Genomic DNA, 19,787 nt, shown 5'->3' with positions numbered 1-19,787 from the left:
ACCAGCGTGTGTTCGCCCCTGCCGAGGGTTGACGGAACGAGCTCGAAGACACAAGCGGGCACGCCACGGCGACCGCCCTCACCACGACGGCGCTCCAGTACGTCAACGGTGTCGTCTTGCTCTAGGGGCTGACGGTGACAACACGCTGCGCGATCTGGATCACTACCTACCTCAAGCGCAGCAGCTTTCCATTAAGGCGGCTGTTGCGGGTCACGATTGGTTCGAACACTGCGACGCGATATGCGAGAAGGACGCGGCGCCAGGGAATGGGGTCGTCGTCAGCCCCGTCGAAGTGGCGCTAGGCGCCGTACTGATCGGGCACGGTCTGAATCTCCGCAGGGGTTCTATTTGGCCGAGATGCGGGCTCGCAGTGTGAGCAGGCGTGCACGAGGCCCGAGCCCCCCCCGGCACCTTCCCTCACCATCTCGAAGTGTTCATATCACCATCGCGGAACTGGGCACTGCGGAAGCCAGTATTATGCGAATTGATGAGTCCAACAGCAGATGGGCTCGCCCGCTCGTACACTTTGTCCGCTACACCTCGGCGTCTGCGCACCGACCGCGACCCGCCCCCAGCCCCGCGCACCCGCCACAATAGAGGGGTGTCGATCCCGCTGATTCCCGAGATGCCAGAGCCCGTGTATGTGATGTCGGAAGAGGGGTTCCGCCTCGCCACCTATACCTGGGGCGACGATGACGCTCCCGTAGTGCTGGCTGTGCACGGCTTCGCGTCGAGCTGCCGCGACAACTGGGTGAGCACGGGCTGGGTCGGCGGGCTGCTGCGCGAGGGATTCCGCGTGCTCGGCATCGATCAGCGCGGGCATGGCATGAGCGAGAAGCCGGTCGAACCGCGCAACTACCAGATGCCGCTCCTGGTCTCTGACGTCGAGGCGGTCCTCGACACGTACATGATCGACCCGGTGCTCTACCTCGGGTACTCGCTGGGCGCGCGCGTCGGCTGGCACGTGGCGGTCGACCTCGGGGACCGGATCGAGCGAGCCGTGCTGGGCGGTATTCCCGACGGGCGCCCGCTCGGCCGCTTGGACCTCGCGCAGGCGAACGCCTACCTCGAGCACGGCACGCCCGTCACGGACCAGGCCACGCAGAACTACGTCAGGCTCGCCGAGCGCGTGCCCGAGAACGATCTCGGAGCGCTCATCGCCCTCGCAGGCGGTATGCGGTTCGGCGACGAGAACCCCGACATGGGGCGTCCGCCGCAGCAGCCCGTGCTCGTCGCGACCGGCACCGAGGATCGCATCTTCGACGACTCGAAGCAGCTCGCCTCGCAGCTGCCGAACGGCACGTTCGTGGAGATCGAAGGACGGCACCACTTCAACGCGCCGGGCGCGCGAGACTTCAAGCGGTTCGGCATCGACTTCCTCCGCGGCGGGGCATAACCGACGCGGCGCCGCCGAAGCGCTCACCCGCCGCCGAAGCGCCCACCCCCCTACGCCGCCTGCAGCCAGAGCGGTTCGGGCCGTGACGCGATCAGGCGCTGCGTGTACTCCTGCTGCGGGTCGGTGAGGATCTGCGTCGTCGTTCCGTACTCGACGACCTCGCCGCGCTGCATCACGAGGGTTTCAGCGCAGATCCGAGAGACGACGGCGAGGTCGTGCGTGACGAAGACGATGGTGAGCCCGAACTGCTCGCGCACCTCCTCGATGAGTTCGAGTACCTGCGCCTGCACCGACACGTCGAGTGCGCTCGTCGCCTCGTCGAGCACGAGCAGCTTCGGCTTCGCGGCGAGCGCCTTCGCGAGCGCGACGCGCTGCCGCTGCCCGCCCGAGAGCGCCTTCGGCCTCGCGGCGAGCTGGTCGGGCCGGATGCCGACGCGCTCCAGCAGCGCGCCGGCCGCCGACTCGGCGTCTCGACGCGTTCCCCCGGCGTGCAGGCGCACGACGTCGGCGACTGAACGGCCGATCGCGATGCGGGGGTCGAGCGAGAGATACGGATCCTGGAACACCATCTGGGTGCTGGATGCGAGTGTCCGGCGTTCGGATCCCGAGAGCGCGCGATCGGGTCGCGTGACGCCCTCGACCACCAGCTCTCCCTCGTCGGTCTGCTCCAACCCGACGAGGATGCGCGCGAGTGTCGATTTGCCCGAGCCCGATTCGCCGACGATGCCGAGCGATCCGCCGCGCGCGAGCGAGAAGTCGACGTCGAAGAGCGCCGTCACATCGTCGCGCCCCGTCACCCGGTAGCGCTTCGTGAGCCCCGAGGCCACGATCAGCGGGGGGTCCACAGGCGCCGAAGCGCCCGCCGCACCGGTGGCAACCTCTCGCACCTCGATGCGCGGTGTCGCGGCGAGCAGCTCGCGAGTGTAAGCCTCACGAGGCGTTTGGAAGATGGACTCGGTCGCACCCGCTTCCACCACGAGCCCGCCGCGCAGCACGACGACGCGCTCGCACAGCGATGCGGCGAGCCCGAGGTCGTGCGTGATGAACAGCATGCCCATCCCTCGTGCCGCCTGCTGCTCGCGGAGCAGATCGACGATGCCGGCCTGGGTGGTGACGTCGAGCGCGGTGGTCGGTTCGTCGCACAGCAGCAGATCGGGTGAATCGAGCAGAGCTGCGGCGATCATCACGCGTTGCAGCATGCCGCCCGAGAGCTGGTGCGGGTACTGGTCGAGCAGCGAGGCGGCACGCGGCAACCCGACCTGCTCCAGCTGAGCCACGGCGCGCGCCGCGGCGTCGGATCGGCTCAGTCCGTGCCAGCGCACCAGTGTCTCGGTCAGGAAGTCGCCGAGTGTGCGCACCGGGTTGATGCCGGCGCGGGGGTCCTGGAAGATCATCGACGCACGTGTGCGGCGGATCGTGCGCAGCTGCGCCTCGCTCGCCGTCACGGTGTCGATGTCGCCGACGCGTACCGACCCTGCGAGCGATGCGTGGTCGGGGAACAGGCCGAGAGCAGCCCGGGTGGTGAGCGATTTGCCCGATCCGGATTCGCCGACGAGGGCCACGGATTCGCCGGAGGCGACCGACAGCGACACCCCGTTCAGCAGCGGGCCGCGTCCGGGAACGCGCAGGGAGAGATCTGCGATATCGAGGAGCTGGGTCATGAGAAGTTGCCTCCGATGCGGTCGGACAGTTCTTCGCCGATGATGTTGATGGCGACCACCACGAGCACGACGACTGCGGCGGGCACGAACGTCGGCAGGAGCGCCCCGCTCATGAGTGCCCCGCGGCTCTCATTGATCATGGAGCCCCAGTCGGCGGTGGGGGCCTGCACGCCGAGGCCGATGAACGACAGGGCGGCGAGGTCGGCGAGCACGTAGCCGAAGTTGAGCGTCGACTGGGCGCCGACGGTCGGCACGACGTTCGGGAGCACGCGGCGCAGGGCGATCCACGATCCGCGGAACCCGAGCACTCGATAGGCCTGCACGTAGGGGCGGGTGCGCTCCGCCACGATGAGCCCGCGGGTGAGCCGGGCGACGTAGGGGATGTAGGCGATGGTCATGGCGAGCACCGGGGCGAAGAGTCCCTTGCCGAAGAGCGCGACCGCGAGAATCGCGAGCAGCATCGCCGGGAACGAGAACAGGAAGTCGAAGACGCGCGAGAGCACGGCGTCGATCCATCCGCCGCGCCACGCGGCGATGAGGCCGAGCAGGAGGCCCAGCACGGTCGAGCCGATGACGACGATGAGCGGACCGATGAGGGAGGTGCGCGCGCCGAACATCAGTCGGGTGAGCAGATCGCGGCCGAGCGCGTCGGTGCCGAGCCAGTGCGCCCAGCTGGGGCCGGAGAGCACGTTCTGCAGGTCGACGTGATCGGGGTCGTAGGGGGCGATCAGCGTCGCGAGCGCCGCGGCGAGTACGACGATCGCGACGAAGACGAGCGACACCGTGGCCTGGACGGAGAAGCGCCTGCGCCGCAGCGACTTCGGCACGGTGAGGGCGCGGGTGGCGTTCGGCGGGACATCCGGAGACGATCCTGAGGCGGCGGGCCGCGGTGCGGCCTGGGAGGCAGAGGTGCTCATCGGGTCTCCGATCCTGCGGCGATGCGGGGGTCGATCAGCGGTTGGATGAGATCGACGATGGTGTTGATGGTGACGAAGGCGACGACGACGACGAGCACGATGGCCTGGACGACCGGGAAGTCCAGTCGATCGACCGACTGCACGAGCAGCGACCCCATGCCGGCGAGTCCGAACGTCTGCTCGACGATCGCGCTCGAGACGAGGAGACCTGCGACGAGCACGCCGCTGACGAGCAGGATCGGACCGACCGCGTTGCGCAGTACGTGCCGCAAGACCACCGATGACCGGGTGAGTCCGCGGCTGGTGGCCACCTCGACGTGCTCGCGCACGAACTGCTCGTTCATCGAGGAGCGGGTGACCCGGGCGATGAGCGCGACGAACGCGAGGCCGAGGGCGAATGCGGGGAGGATCAGGTGCATGAAGCGGTCCCAGCCGGCGTCTCCGCTGCCGAAGGAGGGGAACCAGCCGAGTTGCACGGCGAATACCGCGATGAGCAGGATCGCGATGACGAAGGCGGGCATCGCGCCGAGCGCCGTCGACGTCATCAGGATCACGCGATCCGTCAGCTTGCCGCGCCGCAGACTGGCGAAGATGCCGGCCGCGAGCCCGAAGAGCACGATGATCACCGCGGCGAGGGCGACGAGTTCGAGGGTGACCGGGAGCCGGGCCAGTAGCACGCTCGACACGTCGTCGCGGTATTGGAGCGAGCGGCCGAAGTCGCCGCGCACCACGCCGCTGATCCACGAGAGGTACTGCTCGATCGGGGGCTTGTCGAGGCCGTACTGCTTCGTGACCTCGGCGATGGCCTCCGGGCTCGGGCTCCGGCCGCGCAGGAGGAAGCGCGCCGGGTCGCCCGGCACGACGAAGCGGGAGAAGAATACGACGAGCGAGGCGGCGAACAACGTCGCCACGAGGCCGACGAGGCGTCCCAGCACGAACCGCGCGGTCGTCCCACCGCGGCGGCCGCGACTGCGGCGCCCCCCGCGCTGAGGGCCGGACGAGGTGCCGTCCTCGCGCAGTCGCACGGCCCGCGTCTCGTTTGCAGCAGCGCCAGTTGATGTCATCACTCCGCCTTCCCGATCGTCGCGGCCCAGGGGTAGTACATGTAGTAGATCGATGGATCGACGCCCGTGATCCGGTCGCCGAGCCACAGGGTCGTCGGTACGTCGAAGAGCGGAATCCAGGGGAGCTCCTCGCTCGTGAGGCGCTGCGCTTCGGCGGCCAGATGGGAGCGCTCGAATGCGTCGTCCGTCTGCAGCGCCTCGTTCACGATGGTGTCGAACTCGTCGTTCGACCACTGGCCGTAGTTCGAGAACTCGCCGGTGCGCAGCACCGCGTACATCTCGAGCGGGTCGGTACTCGAGAGGTACCAGCGCGTCGTCATCAGGTCGACGCCCTCGAGCGCGGTGGGGTCGGAGAACAGCAGCGTGTACGCGTTCGGGGTGCGGGTGTCGATCTCGATGTCGAGGCCGATCTCGGCGCCCGCCGACGCGACCGCCTGGGAGATGACATCGAAGGAGGCGTCGAGCGACGCAGTCGCGTACGTGATCTTCGCGCCCTCGGCGCCGGCCTCCTGGACGAGGCGCCGCGCCTCTTCGAGGTCGTAGTCGTGGTTCCGCAGGTCCTCGAATGCGGTTGTCGCGGCCTCTGGGTCGCCATTGATCCACACCGATTCGGATGTGAGCGCGTCGGTCGGCGTCGCGTAGCCCTGCACGGCGGCGCGCACGAGCGCCTCGCGATCGAGCGCCATGGTCAGAGCCTGGCGCACGCGCACGTCGCCGAGCGGGCCGTCCATGTCAGACACGATGAGGCTCTGCACCGTCGCGTTCAGGCCGAAGTGCACGCTGCCGGTGTCGCTCGCCCGCAGCACGTCGATGGCGTTGCTCGGGATCGTCCACGCGCCATCGATCTCGCCGGTCTGCAGCGCGTTGACGCGCGCGTTCGGGTCGGTGAGGATCACGAAGGTCATCTGCTCGGCCTTCGCGCGCAGCTCGGGATCCCAGTAGTCGTCGAAGCGGTCGAGGGTGATCGACTCGCCCGAGCGCCACTCGCCGAAGGAGAACGGGCCCGTGCAGTTGACCCCGGTCGACTGGTTGCCGTAGTCGGCACCCGCCGCTTCGGTGGTCGCCGCCGACTGGATGACGCCGGGGGCCGCTGACATCAGCTGATTGAACTGCGAGTCGGGTACGACGGTGCGCACGGTCACCTCGTGCTCGCCCGTCTGCTCGATCGTGTCGACGTTCTTGAAGGTGTCGTACCAGAACGACGCCACCTCGGGATCGAGGTGCCGCATCAACGAGACGACGACGTCGTTCGGGGTCATCTCGGTGCCGTCGTGGAACTTGACGCCTTCGCGGATCGTGTAGACCCAGGTGAGCTGGTCGGGGTGCTCGAAACCGGTGGCGAGGCCGGGCGAGACCGACAGGTCGGAGTTCCAGCGGAGCAGGGAGTCGCAGACGTTCGAGAGCACCGTGTTGTCGGCGTAGTCGAATGCATATGCCGGGTCGAGCGAATACGGCTCGGTGCCGAGCGCCCACGTGTACGAGTCGATCTCGCCCACGGGAGCGGGAGTGCTCGCCTCCAGCTCGAAGGTGCCGGCATCCTTGCCGACGGCGCTCTGCCCGCAGCCGACGAGGCCGGTGACGAGCAGGATCGCCGTGCCGACGGCGGCCGTACCGCGCATGCCGCGGCGGGTCAGGCGGCGGGTCACGCTGCGTCCTCCGCTCGCGAGTACACGCGCTCGCCGCCGATCCACGTCTCGTCGACGCGCGCGGTGTGCAGATCTGCAGGGGCGAGGTCGAAGAGATTGCGGTCGAGAATGGCGAGGTCGGCGTAGTAGCCGGGCTCGATGCGCCCGGTGACGTGATCGAGGTGGTTCACTCGTGCCGTGCCCTGCGTGTAGGCGTCGAGCGCCTGCGCGAGGGTGAGCCGCTGCGACTCGGGGCCGAGCGGGGGCAGGTCGTTGTGCGGCGAGCGCCGGTTCACTGCGATGTGGATCGCCTGCACGGGGTCGGGGCTCGAGACTGACCAGTCGCTTCCCGCTGCGAGGCGCGCACCCGATGCGACGAGTTCGCCGAAGGGGTAGTGGTGCTCTTCGGCGTCGTCGGCCAGGAAGGGCAGCGTGAGCGTGTCCAGCTGATCCTCGTGGCACGCCCACAGCGCCTGAATGTTCGCGGTCGCTTCGAGCGGGGCGAAGCGGGCCACGTCCTCCGAGCGCACGACCTGCAGGTGCGCGAGGTGATGGCGGTTTCCGCTCGCGCCGTTCTCCTGTCGGGCGTGCTCCACGGCGTCGAGCGCGTCGGTGACCGCACGGTCGCCGAGCGCGTGGAAGTGCACCTGCATCCCTTCGCGGTCGAGGGCGGCCACGAAGCGCGCCATGTCGCGTGGGTCGAAGAACGAGATGCCGCGATTCTCGGTCGCGTTGCCGTGGTGATCCCGGTAGCACTCGTGCATCGCAGCGGTGAAGTTCTCGGCGACGCCGTCGACCATGACCTTCACGGAGGCGAGCGAGAGCTGGTCGGGGTGGCACTGGCTCGCGACCTCGTCGCGGCGGGCGAGGATCGGCCCGAGCTGGGCGTCGCCGTCCTCCCGGTTCCACCACTGCGCTCCGCGCACGCGCACCTTGAGCGCGCCGTCCCGCGCTGCGCGCAGGTACACCGGCACCGTGTCGGGGCTGCCCATGAATTCGCCGACCGCTGCGTCCTGCCAGGCGGTGATGCCGAAGGAGAGGAGGTGCTGCTGCGCGGCGAGGAGCCCGGCGTACGCCTGCTCGAGTGTGGGCCGCGGCCGCACGGCGCCGAAGAGGCTCATCGCTCCCTCGTGGGCGGTGCCGGCCGGGGTGCCGTCGGGTTCGCGCTCGAAGCGCCCGTCGGCTGGGTCGGCCGTCTCTGCGGTGATCCCGGCGAGCTCGAAGGCGCGGGTGTTCGCCCACGCGCCGTGGTGGTCGCGATTCTCGAGCAGCACCGGCCGGTCGGGCACGATCTCGTCGAGCATCTGACGGGTGGGGGTGCCGCCGGGGAAGGCGTCCATCGACCAGCCGGCCCCCTGGATCCAGGGGAGATCGGGGTGCGCGTCGGCGTACGCGGCGACGACGGCGAGCGTGTCCGCTGCCGTCTCGCAGCCCGAGAGATCGCAGCTCAGCAGCTCGACCCCCGCCATGACGGGGTGCACGTGCGCGTCCTGGAACCCGGCGATCACCAGTCGTCCGTCGAGGTCGACGCGGGTGGTCGCTGATTCGGCGAGGCGTGCCACCTCGTCGGGGTCGGTCGAGAGTATGCGTCCGTCGGCGATGGCGACCCCGCCGTAGACGGGGGAGCTCTCGGTTCCGGTGTAGACCCATCCGTGCTCGAGCACGGTGTCAGCGGTCGGGGTGTGCGTCACCGCAGCCTCCTTCGGCGTATCTTCTTCGATGCGTAGGTGTTCAAGGTATGCGCTATCGAGCGCTGAGTCAACGTTGTTGACATGATCGTTGACCTTCCGTGACGCCGCCTGGTTACACTGATCCCACACCGGAATGCGCCGGATGCACCGATCAAGATGGAGGCCGATGGTGGCGAGTGGTCCGAGCACGAGACGCGTGCGGCTCGATCAGCGCACCATCGTCGACGGGGTGCTCGAGCTCGCCCGCACCGAACCGACCTCGCGGGTCACCTTCAAACGTCTCGGCGAGCATCTCGGCGTCGACGCCTCGGCGATGTACCGCCACTTCCGCAACAAGGACGAACTGGTGCGGGCCTCGCTCGACCGCATCAGCGGCTGGGCGTCAGAAGCCGGCCGTGCATCCTCCGGTACGTGGCGCGAACGGCTCGAGATCGTCGTGACGCGCACCGCGGAGCTGAGTCTCGAGTACCCGGCGATCGGCAAGGAGGGCGCGGTCACCGACCCGGCCGGCCCCGGAGATGCCTCGGCCGTCGAATTCCTGCTCGAGATGCTCGTCGAGGCCGGGTTGAGCGGTGACGCGCTCATCCGGTTCTACGCGGCGATCTCGGGGTTCATGCTGGCGCACTCCTCGGCGATGGCGAACGAGGCCTTCCAGCGGGGCCACGCCGCCCGCGACGGATCGATTCCCTGGATCAGCACCTTCGGGCCCATCACCCTCAGCGACTACCCGCTCGTGGACGCCCACCGCGATGCGCTGCTCGCAGTCGACGGCATGGCGGTGTACCGCGCCGGCGTCTCCGCGATCCTCGATTCCGTCGAACGCGCTGTTACGGCCTGATCCTCGCCGTTTCCATCCCGAGTAGGGTGGAGGGGTGAAGCGGGCGCGGCCCGGGAAGAGGAGGTGGCTGGCGGTGTCTGAACGCGGCGATGCATCGAGTGCTCCGACCTTGACCGCCCCCGCGAGCGGGTCGGCAGCCGACACCATCGCGCTGCTGCGATCGCTCATCCGCGAGGCCTGCGTCAACGACGGCAGTGTCGCATCGGGGCAGGAGATTCGCAGCGTGCGGGTGCTGCAGCGCTTCCTCGCAGAGGCCGTCGCCACGGGCCGCGTGGAGACGCACGTGCTCGAATCGGCTCCCGGCAGGGCCTCGCTCGTCGCGCGGCTGCGCGGAACCGCCCCGGATGCTCCCTCGCTCGGACTGCTCGGGCACCTCGACGTCGTGCCCGTGGATCCCGACGGGTGGACCAGAAACCCCTTCGGCGGTGATCTCATCGACGGAGAGATCTGGGGCCGCGGCGCCGTGGACATGCTCTACCTCACCGCCGCATTCGCCTGCGTGCTGCGCGACGCGGCGCTGGCACCGGAGCCGCCGCGAGGCGACCTCGTGCTGCTCGCGGTCGCAGATGAAGAGGGCGGCGGGGAGTACGGCATCCACTGGCTCGTACGGCAGCACCCGGAGGCGGTGCGCGTCACCGAAGCGCTCTCCGAGTCGGGTGGCATGCGCATGGGGCGTCACGTGGCGATCGAGGTGGCCGAGAAGGGGTCCGCCGGTCGGCGGCTCATCATCCACGGCAAACCCGGCCACGCCTCGATCCCGTACGGCGCGAAAAGCGCGTCGTACCGCGTGGGCGAGGTGCTGCAGCGTCTGGGTGAGGTGATGCCCGCCGCGCAGCTCGGTCCGCTGTGGAACGCGTTCGTCGGCGCGCGTATTCAGGATCCAGCGCTGGCCGAGCGACTGCGCGATCCGGTGCGCCTCGACGCCGCGCTTCCGCACCTCGGCGGCATCGCCGGATACGCCCACGCGGTCTCGCGCATCACCATGTCGCCGACGGTGCTGCGCGCCGGCATGACGCACAACGTGATTCCCGCGATGGGCACGATCGACCTCGACATCCGCACCCTTCCTGGCACGACGGACGCCGAGGTCGATCGCCTGCTGCGCGCCGTGCTCGGGCCCCTCGCCGACGACATCGAGATCGAGCACCTGCGCGGGTGGGCCGCCACGGCCTCGCCGTCGGACACGCCGCTCTTCGCCGCGATCGAGCGCGCGGTCGAGGCGGTCGCCGACGCCCCGGTCGTACCGATCATGGCGGCGGGCGGTTCAGACGCACGAGTGCTGCGCGAACTCGGCATTCCAGCGTACGGATTCGGCTTGCTCGGCCCCGAGTGGAGCTATGAGCGGTACCGCGAGGGCGTGCACGGCAACGATGAGCGCATCGACGTGGAGTCGGTCACCCTCTCGCTCGAAGCCTTGCAGCGCATCGTGGCCGATCGTCTCCGCTGAGCTCGGAGCCGGCTCCCGTTACGACTGCACCGCGTGCTGAGCGCCGGCGATGGCCGACTCGACGAGGTTGCTCGCGGGCACCGAGGTGCCGGCAGCGGTGGCGGTCAGCCACTCATCGGTCGACGCGACGGCGGCCCAGTTGGACTGCAGCAGCGCCATCAGCGTCTGGTGCACGGTCGTGGCCGAGGCCGATCCCGCCGCGTTCGACAGGTGAATCGCTCCGGTCGCGTCTGACAGGACCTCGGTGGTGAAGCCGAGCACCTCTGCCTCCGCAGCCGATGCCAGAATGCAGTTGTTCGTCATGTAACCGGCCAGCGTGACGGTGTCGATGTCGCGCTCGCGCAGCCACTCAGCGAGACCGGTGCCCGGGTAGACGGAGCTGTACTGCTTGACGACGTGCTTCCAGTCGTCGGTGCGGTGCCGTTCGATCTCGGGGTGCAGCGCGAACGACGCGCTGCCGGGGCTGAAGACCGGGGCACCCTCTCCGCCGTCGTGCTGCACGACGACGACGGGCATGCCGGCCTCGGTCGCAGCCGCGATCGCGGCGGTGGTCTTCGCGAGTGAATCGGTGATGCTCGGGTAGTGGATCTCGAGTGGGCCGTCGAAGTACTGCTGCTGGATGTCGACGAGGACGAGGGCGCGGCGCGGGGATGCCATGGGATGCTCCTGGAGGTCAGCGGGTGCGCATCCGGGTGCGGATGCTCTCCCTACGATCTGCCATCGGAGCCCCCCTCACAAGTGGCAGAAATGCCGCGATATGATGGTTTCGGGCCAGACTGAATCTCGGAACGACGGGAGCATCGATGCGGATCGCGATATACGCCTTCCCCGGCGTCACCATGTTCCATCTCGCTGTCCCGCAGATGGTCTTCGATGAGGTGCGCCGCCTCGGTCTCGCCGATTGGCGCACCGAGCTGTTCTCGGGCACGGCGGGCGCAATCCGCACCGCTGAAGGGCTGACGCTCAGCGGGGTGCACGGTGCCGATCGCGCGGATGGGGCCGATCTCATCGTGGTGCCCTCGTGGTACGAGGACGGCCGGTCGCCCGATTCCGGCCTCCTCGACCTGCTTCGACTCGGGCACGCGCGAGGAGCGACGATCGCCGGTCTGTGCCTCGGTGCGATTCCCGTGGCCGACGCCGGAATCCTGGCGGGGCGCCGCGCCGTGACGCACTGGCAGGCGTTCGGCGCTGTATCGGAGCGGCACCCCGACATCGATCTCGACGAGACGGTTCTCTACGTCGACCACGGAGACGTGCTCACGGCGGCGGGCACCGCCTCCGGGCTGGACGCGTGCCTGCACATCGTGAGGGGACGTCTCGGCGCCGACGCGGCGAACCGCGTCGCCCGCAGTCTCGTGGTGGCGCCGCATCGTGACGGTGGGCAGGCGCAGTACATCGATCGACCGCTCCCAGCGGCATCGGCCGGAGATCCGGTCTCGGACGTGCTCGATTGGTCGCTCGCCCACCTGGACCAACCCCTCTCCGTCGACCGGCTCGCGCACCGAGCGCACATGAGTCGCAGAACGTTCGTGCGCGCATTCCACGCAGCGACAGGATCCACGCCCGCCGCCTGGGTGCGCGCGCGCCGCCTCGACGAGTCCCGTCGCCTGCTGGAGACGACCCAGTGGTCGGTCGAGCACATCGCGGAGGCGTGCGGATTCGGCAGTCCCGTCACCTTCCGTCAGGGATTCGCCGCGGCATACGGCGTCGCGCCGTCCCGGTATCGCAAGACGTTCGAAGCGGTGCGCGCCTGACGCGATCGGGGTCGGGCGGCGCCTAGGCCCACCCGACGACGAGGCGCGCGGCGTCTGCGGGCACGAGCGGGTCGACGCCGGTGAGATCGGCGAAGCGGCGCAGTCGGTTCGCGAGCGTGTTGCGGTGGCAGAACAGTGCATCGGCGGCCGCGCCGATGCTGCCGGTCTCGAGGTAGCTGCGCGCCGCCTCCTCGAGCCGCGCTCGCTCTGCCGGCGTGCATCGGGCGAGCGCGTCGTGCACATCGGCGAGGATCGGGTTGCCGGCGTCGAGCAGGCTGCGCGCGGCCAACCGCGCCCAGCCGCGACTCCACGTCATGGCGCCGGATTCGTCGGCGACGAAGGCGCGCGCGAGCGACGCCGCGGTGGTGGCGGCGCGTCGCAGGTCGACAACGCCCCCGGGGGCGAGAGTGATGCCGACGCGCAGGTCGAGCACGCGCACGGCGACCTCTGACAGTCGCGACCCGGGAAGGGCGACCTGGCGCATGAATGCGATGAGCGTCTCGCCGAGGTGGTGCGTGAATACCTTCCCGCCCGCCCGCTCGAGCTCGGAGATGTGCACCCGTAGGGCGGCGACGTCGTCATCGACGGCGGCCACGACGTGGAGCGGAGCAGCGTCGCCGAGCCCCAGGTCTGCGGCGATCGTCTCGAGCCGCTCTGATCCCGGTTGCACGTCTTGGAAGAGCGCCGCGATGAGGCCCTGCCGGACTGACGCCTGCTCTTCGTTCATGCGCTGCAGCTCGGCGAGGTACGCCGCTTCGGTCTGGTGCACGTAGTCGTCGACCGTGCGCAGCACGATGTTCGTGTGCCGCACGATGAGCTGCGCGTCTTCGGCGGTCGCCGCCCGGGTGAGCGCTTCCCACAGCACGGTGAAGTCGTGTCGAATGGCCGTCATGAGGGAGGTGAGCGGGATGCCGGCGCGCGCTCGCGACACGCCGACGTCGGTCGCGACCGGCACTGGCGCGGCGAACCCGCCGGCGCGCAGCCCCTCGATCAGGGAGATGAATGAGAGCGTGCCCGTGCGTCGCAGTTCCGAGACGGGAATGGGCGCCGGGTCGTAGCCGGGCACCGTCCCGACCTGCGCGAGGAACCGGTCGGTGAGCGACTCCGGGTCGAGCTCTGCGAGGAGTTCGAGCCATCGATCCCGGTCGGCTGCCTCGGGGGTGTCGCTGAGCGCGTCGGCGGAACGATCATCCATTCGGCCAGTGTATGTGCACATGCACTGAAATCTTGTCGCGTTCGGGGGCGATATGGCACCCGCGATGTGCGGATTCCCTGCAATGATCGAGTACCGACGCCCGCGCAACCGCGCGAGAGCCGCACCTCACGGATCCCGCATCCTCGACGGAGAGAACGCATGAGCGAGACAACCCACACGGCATCGATCGAATACGGTGCCACGCAAGAACTCAGCGTCAAAGACGCCAACAAGGTCGCACTCGGGGCGCTGATCGGCACCGCACTCGAGTGGTACGACTTCTTCCTGTTCAGCGCCGCCGCCGCGCTGGTCTTCAACGTCCAGTACTTCACGAGCGAGAACGCCACTGCGGCGGCGCTCGCATCGTTCGCGACGTTCGGCGTCGGCCTCGCCGCGCGCCCCATCGGCGGCATCATCTTCGGGCGCATGGGTGACCGCATCGGTCGCCGCAAGGTGCTCATGATCACGATCGTCGGCATCGGCATCGTCACCGGCCTCATCGGTCTGCTGCCCACCTACGCCGCCATCGGCATCGCCGCCCCGATCCTGCTCGTGCTGCTGCGCGTGCTCCAGGGCCTCTTCGTCGGCGGCGAGTGGTCGGGCGCCATGACGATCGTGGTCGAGAACGCGCCGCTGCACCTCCGCGCCCGGTACGCGGCGATCCCGCAGATCGGCTCGCCCATCGGCACGATCCTCTCCTCCGGCGGATTCTTCGTGATGACGCTCATCCTGTCGCAGGAGAGCTTCAGCTCCTGGGGCTGGCGCATCCCGTTCCTGATCGCATTCCCGCTGCTCATCGTCGCGGTCTACATCCGCTCGAAGCTCGAGGAATCGCCGGTCTTCCGTCAGCTCGAGGAGTCGGGCGAGATCGACAAGACCCCGGTGGCCAGCACCTTCAAGCACAGCTGGAAGCAGATCATCGTCGGCATGGCAGCAGCACTGCTCGGCGTGGGCGGGTTCTACCTCGTCACCGCGTTCTGCGTGTACTACGGCGTGAACGTGCTCGGCTACGACTCCTCGCTGATGCTGCTCGGCAGCATGGTCGCCGCCACCGTCGAGATCTTCGTCCTCATCTGGGGCGGTGTGCTCGGCTCCAAGTACGGGGCGAGCAAGGTCATCCTGTGGGGCGGCGTGACGTCTGCCGTCGTGGCGATCCCCGCCTTCCTCATGCTGGCCTCCGGCAACCCCGTGCTGGTCGTGCTCTCGATGACGCTCGCCGTCGCGGCCCTGTCGCTGCCGTACGCGGCGTCCGGCACTGTGCTCACCGGGTTGTTCCCGGCGAAGACGCGGTACACCGGCGTCGGCCTGGCGCAGAACACCGCAGGCATGCTCTCGGGCTTCATCCCGCTGCTCGCGACCGGCTTCGTCGCCGCGGCGGCCAACCACTGGTGGCCGGCTGCCGCGATGCTCATCTTCCTGAGCCTCTTCTCGGCATTCGCAGGCGCCGTCGCGCCTCGCCTGAGCGTGAACCTGCCCGGCTTCAAGCACTGATCGAACGGGTCGGTGCGGATCTCCGGAAGGGGACCGCACCGGCCCTTCTCGTTCTCATCCCGTTGTACCCCGGAAGGATCGCACCACATGTCACAGTCGGCAGGCCACCTCATCGTCCGCACCCTCGAGGCGCACGGCGTGCAGCGCGTCTACGCCGTTCCGGGTGAGAGCTACCTCGACGTGCTCGACGGTCTGCACGATTCGTCGATCGACACGGTCGTCTGCAGGCAGGAGGGCGGCGCCGGGTTCATGGCGCTCGCCGAGGGGCGGCTCACCGGCGTGCCGGGTGTCGCGATGGTGACGCGGGGCCCCGGCGCTGCGAACGCGATGATCGCGATCCACACGGCGTGGCAGGACGCGACGGCACTGGTGCTCTTCGTCGGCCTCATCCCGGTCGCCGACCGCGAGCGCGACTCGTTCCAGGAGTTCAGCCTGACGGGCTGGTTCGGTTCGACGGCGAAACGCGTCATGACCATCGACGATGCGGGTCGCGCGGGCGAGCTCGTGGCAGAGGCCTTGCGCACTGCAGCTGCCGGTCGTCCGGGCCCGGTCGTCATCGGTCTGCCGGAGGACGTGCTGGTGGAGCTGACCGACGCCGCGCCGAGCGCGCCCATCGCGGTACCCGACCCGCAGCCCTCGGATGCGGAGATCACCGCGCTCGCCGAGCGGCTGACCCGCGCCGAGCGGCCCGCGATCGTCGCCGGCGGCGACGGCTGGCACGGCGGCGCGGGGCGCGCGCTGCTGGAGTTCGCCGCCGCGGCGGGCGTTCCCGTCTTCACCGACTGGCGCGCCTACGACGCCGTGCCGCACGAGGGTGCGGCGTGGGCCGGTTGGCTCGGATACGGTCGCGCTGACGCGGTAGCGGCGGGGTACGCGGCGGCAGACCTCCTGGTGCTCGTCGGGTGCGGCAGATCCGATGTGATGAGCGACGGATACCGTCTCGGCTTCGGAGCCGAGACGGTGCTCGTGACGATGGACCCGGAGGCCACGATGCATGCCGGGCGCATCGACCAGCAGGTGCTGTCGTCCCCTGCGTCGTTCGTCGCCGCGCTCGGCGCGCTCGACGCCGCGGACATCCGCGGCGACCGAGACGACGCGTGGATGCGCGACCGGTCGGAGGCGCAGCGGCGCTTCGCGGCGCACCGACCGGATGCGTCAGTGCCCGGTGTCGCCGGCGCCTCCGGGATCCCTGCGGAGACCGAGCACCCGGGCGTCGACCTCGGAGTCGCGTTCGGCGAACTCGACGACCGCCTCGAGGGGCAGGCCGTGCTGACGTTCGGCGCGGGCAACGCGACGATCTGGGCGCATCGATTCGTCACCCATCTCACCCCTGCGAGCCTGGTCGGCGCGCGCAACGGCGCGATGGGCCTCGCGGTGCCAGCAGCTGTCGCGGCATCGCTCGCGTTCCCCGATCGCCGTTCGGTCGCGGTCTGCGGCGACGGCGACTTCATGATGAACGGGCAGGAACTCGCCACCGCCTTCGCGCACGGCGGCACGCCGTTGGTCATCGTCGTCGACAACGGCATCTACGGCACGATCGTGCAGCACCAGGAGCGGCACTACCCGGGGCGCCCATCGGGCACGCGCATGGCGAACCCCGACTTCGCCGAGTGGATGCGCGCCTTCGGCGGGCACGGCGAGCGAGTCGAGCACACCGATGACTTCGCCGGAGCGCTCGATCGTGCGCTCGCAGCCGACCGCCCAGCACTCATCCACCTGCTCATCGACGACAGCGTCATGCCGCCCGCCGCCGACGAGATCGCAGCCTGAGGAGATCCCCATGCAACTCGACCTGATTCTCACCGCTCGCGAGATCCTCACCATGGATCCCGCGCGCCCCTCCGTCACATCGGTCGGCGTCCTGAACGGCCGAATCGTCGGCTTCGACGAGGAGATCGCCGGCCTCGAAGCCGTCACGACCCACGATTTCGGCGACGCGTGCGTCACGCCAGGCCTCATCGATGCGCACTGCCATACCGCCTGGTGGGGGCTCGGGCTCGCGTCGATCGATCTCAGCACGACCCGCGGCCTCGATGCCCTGTACGCCCAGATCGCGGCCGAGGTCGAGCGTCTCGACGCCCTCGGAGACGCCGACGCCTGGGTGCACGGCACGGGCTTCAACCAGGCGCACCACGGCGGGGCGTTCCCCGACATCGCGCGTCTCGACGAGATCACCGGCGAACGCCCGCTCTACCTGCGCCACACCTCCGGCCACGCTTCGATCACGAACAGCGCCACGCTCCGGCTCGTCGGCGCGTTCGGGGCCGACTTCGAGAACCCCACCGGCGGCGTCGTCGTGCGAGACCCGCAGGGCGCGCCCACCGGTCTGCTCGAAGAAGCCGCGCAGGGGCTCGTCCAGGCGCTGCTGCTGCCCTACTCGACCGAGCGACTCGTCGAGGCTCTCGAAGCGGCGACCAGCCGGTACGCCGCGCAGGGGATCACGAGCTTCACCGAAGCAGGCGTCGGCGGGGGATGGATCGGCCACAGCCCCATCGAGGTCGCGGCCTACCAGGCGGCGTCCGAGCGGGGACGGTTGCACGCGCGCGCCCAACTGATGCCCGCGATCGACGCGCTCCGGCCGCTCAGCGGGCACGCCTCCGACTTCGCCGGCGAAGGTGCAGGGGCGGGCCTCGATCTCGGCATCCGTGCAGGCTTCGGCGATGACGCCGTGCGCTTCGGGCACGTCAAAGTCTTCCTCGACGGTTCGCTGCTCGGAGCCACAGCGGCCGTGACCGAGGACTACTGCGGGCACGAGCACAACACGGGCTATCTGCTCGACGAGCCGGCGGTCTACCGCGAGCGCGCACTCGGCGCATACCGGGCCGGGTGGCCGCTCGCCCTGCACGCCATCGGCGACGCCGCGATCGATCTCGCCCTCGATCTCATCGAGGAGGCGCAGGATCGCTACGGACGGCTCGACGTTCCGTGCCGCATCGAGCACTTCGGCATCGCCCGACCCGACCAGGTGGAGCGCGCCGGGCGGCTGCGGGTGGCGGTCACGCCGCAGGCCGGGTTCATCAGCGCCTTCGGCGATCAGATGGCGGATCGCGTCGGCCGTGACCGCGCGGACTGGCTGTACCGCGGGCGGTCCGTGATCGACGCCGGCATCATCCTCGCCGGCTCCTCCGACCTGCCGGTCGCTGACAACAATCTGCGTCGCGGCATGCAGGCGGCCGTCGACCGCCGCACGGAGAACGACACCGTGCTCGGCGAGGCCGAGGCCATCACTCCGGAGGAAGCCCTGCGCACGCACACCGAATGGGCGGCGCGCGCGACGGGGCAGTTCGCCGACAAGGGAACGCTCGAGCGCGGCAAGCTCGCCGATTTCACCGTGTTCTCGGCTTCGCCGCTGACGGCGCCCGACCTGGCCGAACTCGGCATCGTCGCCACCGTGCTCGGCGGTGCGCTGAGCTACGACTCGCGATCCTGATCGATCGGGTTCGGGTTCCGGCCGAACGCCAGCAGGGCTCGCGCTGCCTCGGCCGGCACGGTCGGATCCCACCCCGTCACGCGATGAAATGCCTGCAATCGGTTCACCACGGTGTTGCGATGCACGAACATCTCCTCTGCCGTGCGCTTGATCGAGCCGTTCGCGCAGAACCGCGCGAACGTGTCGAGCAGCCGCGCGCGCTCGTCCGCGCGAACCTGCTGCATCGCGTGACGCGCATGGGAGAAGACCTGCGGCATCGCTGACAGGACCGTGTCGGACGCGAGGGCGAGCCAGAGGTCGTTCTCATCGCTCAGCCGCCCGGGTGTCGCGAAGGGGAGCAGCTGGTGGGCGAACTCGACAGCCGGCGGCACTGCGGCGAGGCCTCGAACCGTGGAGATCTGCACGCCGCCGATGCTCGTCAGCGGATGATCGCCTGCCACGCGCGGTCTGACGAACAGCACGCTGTCGTCGAAGTCCCAGGCGAAGAAGCGCTGCCGGGTGCGCTCGAACGTGATGGCGATGCGGCGGGCGTCAGCAGCCGAGAACGTCGGGATGAGGCAGATCTCGAATATCGCATCGGCCGGAAACCGCAGTCGTGCAGCGATCTCGGCGGCGATGCCCGCCGGGTCGTCTGCGGCCAGCAGCTGCGCGAACGCCCGCGTCTCCTGAGTGCGGCTGTCGGAGGCGAGCGCTTCTCGCTCGTCGAGGAACGCGACCTGCACCGCGTGAATGTAGTCCTCCACGGAGGTCAGCACGGGTTCAGCGTGCTGCACCAGTTCGTCGGCATGAGCATCGCCGGCGATCGAGACGAGGCCGGCCCAGAGCACCCGGTAATCGAGCCGCACGGCTTCCAGCAACTGATCGCGATCGACTCCTTGCCGTGCGCGCCTCACCCCGAGCCGCTGCGGCAGATCGACGAGGCCGCGCGGTACCGGTCGACCGGCCAGTCGCGCGATGAGGTAGGAGAGCGTGTCATGGGCCGTCTGCCGCAGGTCGGCTTCCTGCACGGAGGCGTACCCGCCCCTGAGTCGAGTGAGGCGGGCGAGGAAGTCGTCGACGAGCGCAGGGAGATCGGTCTCCAGCCGCTGCAGCGCGACCGACCACCAGTCGCGGGTCTCGGCGGAGGGTTGAGCAATCACACACCCAATTTTGCTTGATCGCCGCTCGCTCGGCTCGCCCCTTGTGCATTTCACTAGAACTTCGCGGGACTCGTGTGCAGATGCTGCTTGTCGGGGCCTCGGAGCGCTGGGAGGGTGAACTCTGACCCGATCGCCACTC

At 69.4% G+C, this 19,787-nt stretch carries 15 protein-coding genes; 7 read left to right on the top strand and 8 right to left on the bottom strand.

All coding sequences use genetic code 11. The features are described 5' to 3' along the window. Positions 1–601: 601 nt before the first annotated feature. A complete protein-coding gene (locus JE033_RS07370) occupies positions 602–1,396 on the top strand; it encodes an alpha/beta fold hydrolase (RefSeq protein ID WP_370567919.1) in 795 nt (264 codons plus the stop codon). 50 nt (positions 1,397–1,446) lie between these two features. Here JE033_RS07370 and nikE read toward each other — a convergent pair whose 3' ends face one another. The 5 genes from nikE to JE033_RS07345 are packed head-to-tail and all read right to left on the bottom strand — an operon-like array spanning position 1,447 to position 8,354. After that, positions 1,447–3,057, bottom strand: a complete 1,611-nt coding sequence (nikE, locus tag JE033_RS07365; protein ID WP_200330452.1) for an ABC transporter ATP-binding protein — start codon at positions 3,055–3,057, stop codon at positions 1,447–1,449. Next, positions 3,054–3,974 carry an ABC transporter permease gene (locus JE033_RS07360; RefSeq protein ID WP_234037118.1) on the bottom strand — a complete coding sequence of 307 codons (921 nt, stop codon included), beginning with the start codon at positions 3,972–3,974 and terminating at the stop codon, positions 3,054–3,056. The genes nikE and JE033_RS07360 overlap by 4 nt, the downstream gene beginning before the upstream one ends. Beyond that, positions 3,971–5,038: an ABC transporter permease gene (locus JE033_RS07355; RefSeq protein ID WP_234037117.1), complete on the bottom strand. Its 1,068-nt coding sequence runs from the start codon at positions 5,036–5,038 to the stop codon at positions 3,971–3,973. Before JE033_RS07355 ends, JE033_RS07360 begins: the two co-directional genes overlap by 4 nt. Then, the gene (locus JE033_RS07350) at positions 5,038–6,684 is read right to left on the bottom strand and encodes an ABC transporter substrate-binding protein (RefSeq protein WP_370567918.1); all 1,647 of its coding nucleotides are present in this window, start codon (positions 6,682–6,684) and stop codon (positions 5,038–5,040) included. Before JE033_RS07350 ends, JE033_RS07355 begins: the two co-directional genes overlap by 1 nt. Next, on the bottom strand, positions 6,681–8,354 hold the full coding sequence (locus JE033_RS07345) for an amidohydrolase (RefSeq protein WP_090146225.1): 1,674 nt from the start codon (positions 8,352–8,354) through the stop codon (positions 6,681–6,683). Before JE033_RS07345 ends, JE033_RS07350 begins: the two co-directional genes overlap by 4 nt. Before the next feature lie 166 nt (positions 8,355–8,520). On the opposite strand from JE033_RS07345, the gene JE033_RS07340 reads away from it, so the two are divergent. Together JE033_RS07340 and JE033_RS07335 are read left to right on the top strand one after the other, a co-directional pair. Beyond that, on the top strand, positions 8,521–9,192 hold the full coding sequence (locus JE033_RS07340) for a TetR/AcrR family transcriptional regulator (protein WP_234037116.1): 672 nt from the start codon (positions 8,521–8,523) through the stop codon (positions 9,190–9,192). Positions 9,193–9,265: 73 nt separating this feature from the next. Further along, positions 9,266–10,639: a M20/M25/M40 family metallo-hydrolase gene (locus tag JE033_RS07335; protein WP_200330450.1), complete on the top strand. Its 1,374-nt coding sequence runs from the start codon at positions 9,266–9,268 to the stop codon at positions 10,637–10,639. Positions 10,640–10,657: 18 nt separating this feature from the next. Here the strand turns inward: JE033_RS07335 and JE033_RS07330 are convergent, their stop codons facing one another. Next, complete coding sequence (locus JE033_RS07330; RefSeq protein WP_200330448.1) at positions 10,658–11,296, bottom strand: isochorismatase family protein; 639 nt, start codon at positions 11,294–11,296, stop codon at positions 10,658–10,660. 146 nt (positions 11,297–11,442) lie between these two features. Here JE033_RS07330 and JE033_RS07325 point away from each other — a divergent pair, with 146 nt between their 5' ends. Continuing rightward, positions 11,443–12,393, top strand: a complete 951-nt coding sequence (locus JE033_RS07325; RefSeq protein WP_090146232.1) for a GlxA family transcriptional regulator — start codon at positions 11,443–11,445, stop codon at positions 12,391–12,393. 22 nt (positions 12,394–12,415) lie between these two features. Here JE033_RS07325 and JE033_RS07320 read toward each other — a convergent pair whose 3' ends face one another. Continuing rightward, positions 12,416–13,588, bottom strand: coding sequence for a helix-turn-helix domain-containing protein (locus JE033_RS07320; protein WP_200330446.1), 1,173 nt, complete (start codon positions 13,586–13,588; stop codon positions 12,416–12,418). A gap of 159 nt (positions 13,589–13,747) precedes the next feature. Here JE033_RS07320 and JE033_RS07315 point away from each other — a divergent pair, with 159 nt between their 5' ends. The 3 genes from JE033_RS07315 (at position 13,748) to JE033_RS07305 (ending at position 18,509) form a co-directional block, all read left to right on the top strand. Further along, entirely contained in the window at positions 13,748–15,079 is a 1,332-nt protein-coding gene (locus JE033_RS07315) for an MFS transporter (protein WP_090146236.1), read from the top strand. Positions 15,080–15,166: 87 nt separating this feature from the next. After that, positions 15,167–16,849, top strand: coding sequence for a thiamine pyrophosphate-dependent enzyme (locus tag JE033_RS07310; RefSeq protein WP_200330444.1), 1,683 nt, complete (start codon positions 15,167–15,169; stop codon positions 16,847–16,849). Between the two features lie 10 nt (positions 16,850–16,859). Next, entirely contained in the window at positions 16,860–18,509 is a 1,650-nt protein-coding gene (locus tag JE033_RS07305; RefSeq protein ID WP_200330442.1) for an amidohydrolase, read from the top strand. Here the strand turns inward: JE033_RS07305 and JE033_RS14925 are convergent. Then, a complete protein-coding gene (locus JE033_RS14925; protein ID WP_200330440.1) occupies positions 18,491–19,648 on the bottom strand; it encodes a PucR family transcriptional regulator in 1,158 nt (385 codons plus the stop codon). The genes JE033_RS07305 and JE033_RS14925 overlap by 19 nt on opposite strands. Positions 19,649–19,787: the final 139 nt, after the last annotated feature.

Origin of the sequence: Leucobacter sp. L43 (genome assembly GCF_016597785.1) — a bacterium.
GTDB lineage: Bacteria > Actinomycetota > Actinomycetes > Actinomycetales > Microbacteriaceae > Leucobacter > Leucobacter alluvii.
Note: the sequence above shows the minus strand (reverse complement) of the source record. Positions and strands in the feature narration are given on the sequence as shown.

Coding starts and splice junctions, on each gene's coding strand:
- JE033_RS07330 (WP_200330448.1), bottom strand. CDS start 11,296: ATGGCATCCCCGCGCCGCGCCCTCGTCCTCGTCGACATCCAGCAGCAG.
- JE033_RS07325 (WP_090146232.1), top strand. CDS start 11,443: ATGCGGATCGCGATATACGCCTTCCCCGGCGTCACCATGTTCCATCTC.
- JE033_RS07310 (WP_200330444.1), top strand. CDS start 15,167: ATGTCACAGTCGGCAGGCCACCTCATCGTCCGCACCCTCGAGGCGCAC.
- JE033_RS07315 (WP_090146236.1), top strand. CDS start 13,748: ATGAGCGAGACAACCCACACGGCATCGATCGAATACGGTGCCACGCAA.
- JE033_RS07320 (WP_200330446.1), bottom strand. CDS start 13,588: ATGGATGATCGTTCCGCCGACGCGCTCAGCGACACCCCCGAGGCAGCC.
- JE033_RS07305 (WP_200330442.1), top strand. CDS start 16,860: ATGCAACTCGACCTGATTCTCACCGCTCGCGAGATCCTCACCATGGAT.
- JE033_RS07360 (WP_234037118.1), bottom strand. CDS start 3,974: ATGAGCACCTCTGCCTCCCAGGCCGCACCGCGGCCCGCCGCCTCAGGA.
- JE033_RS07355 (WP_234037117.1), bottom strand. CDS start 5,038: ATGACATCAACTGGCGCTGCTGCAAACGAGACGCGGGCCGTGCGACTG.
- JE033_RS07340 (WP_234037116.1), top strand. CDS start 8,521: ATGGTGGCGAGTGGTCCGAGCACGAGACGCGTGCGGCTCGATCAGCGC.
- nikE (WP_200330452.1), bottom strand. CDS start 3,057: ATGACCCAGCTCCTCGATATCGCAGATCTCTCCCTGCGCGTTCCCGGA.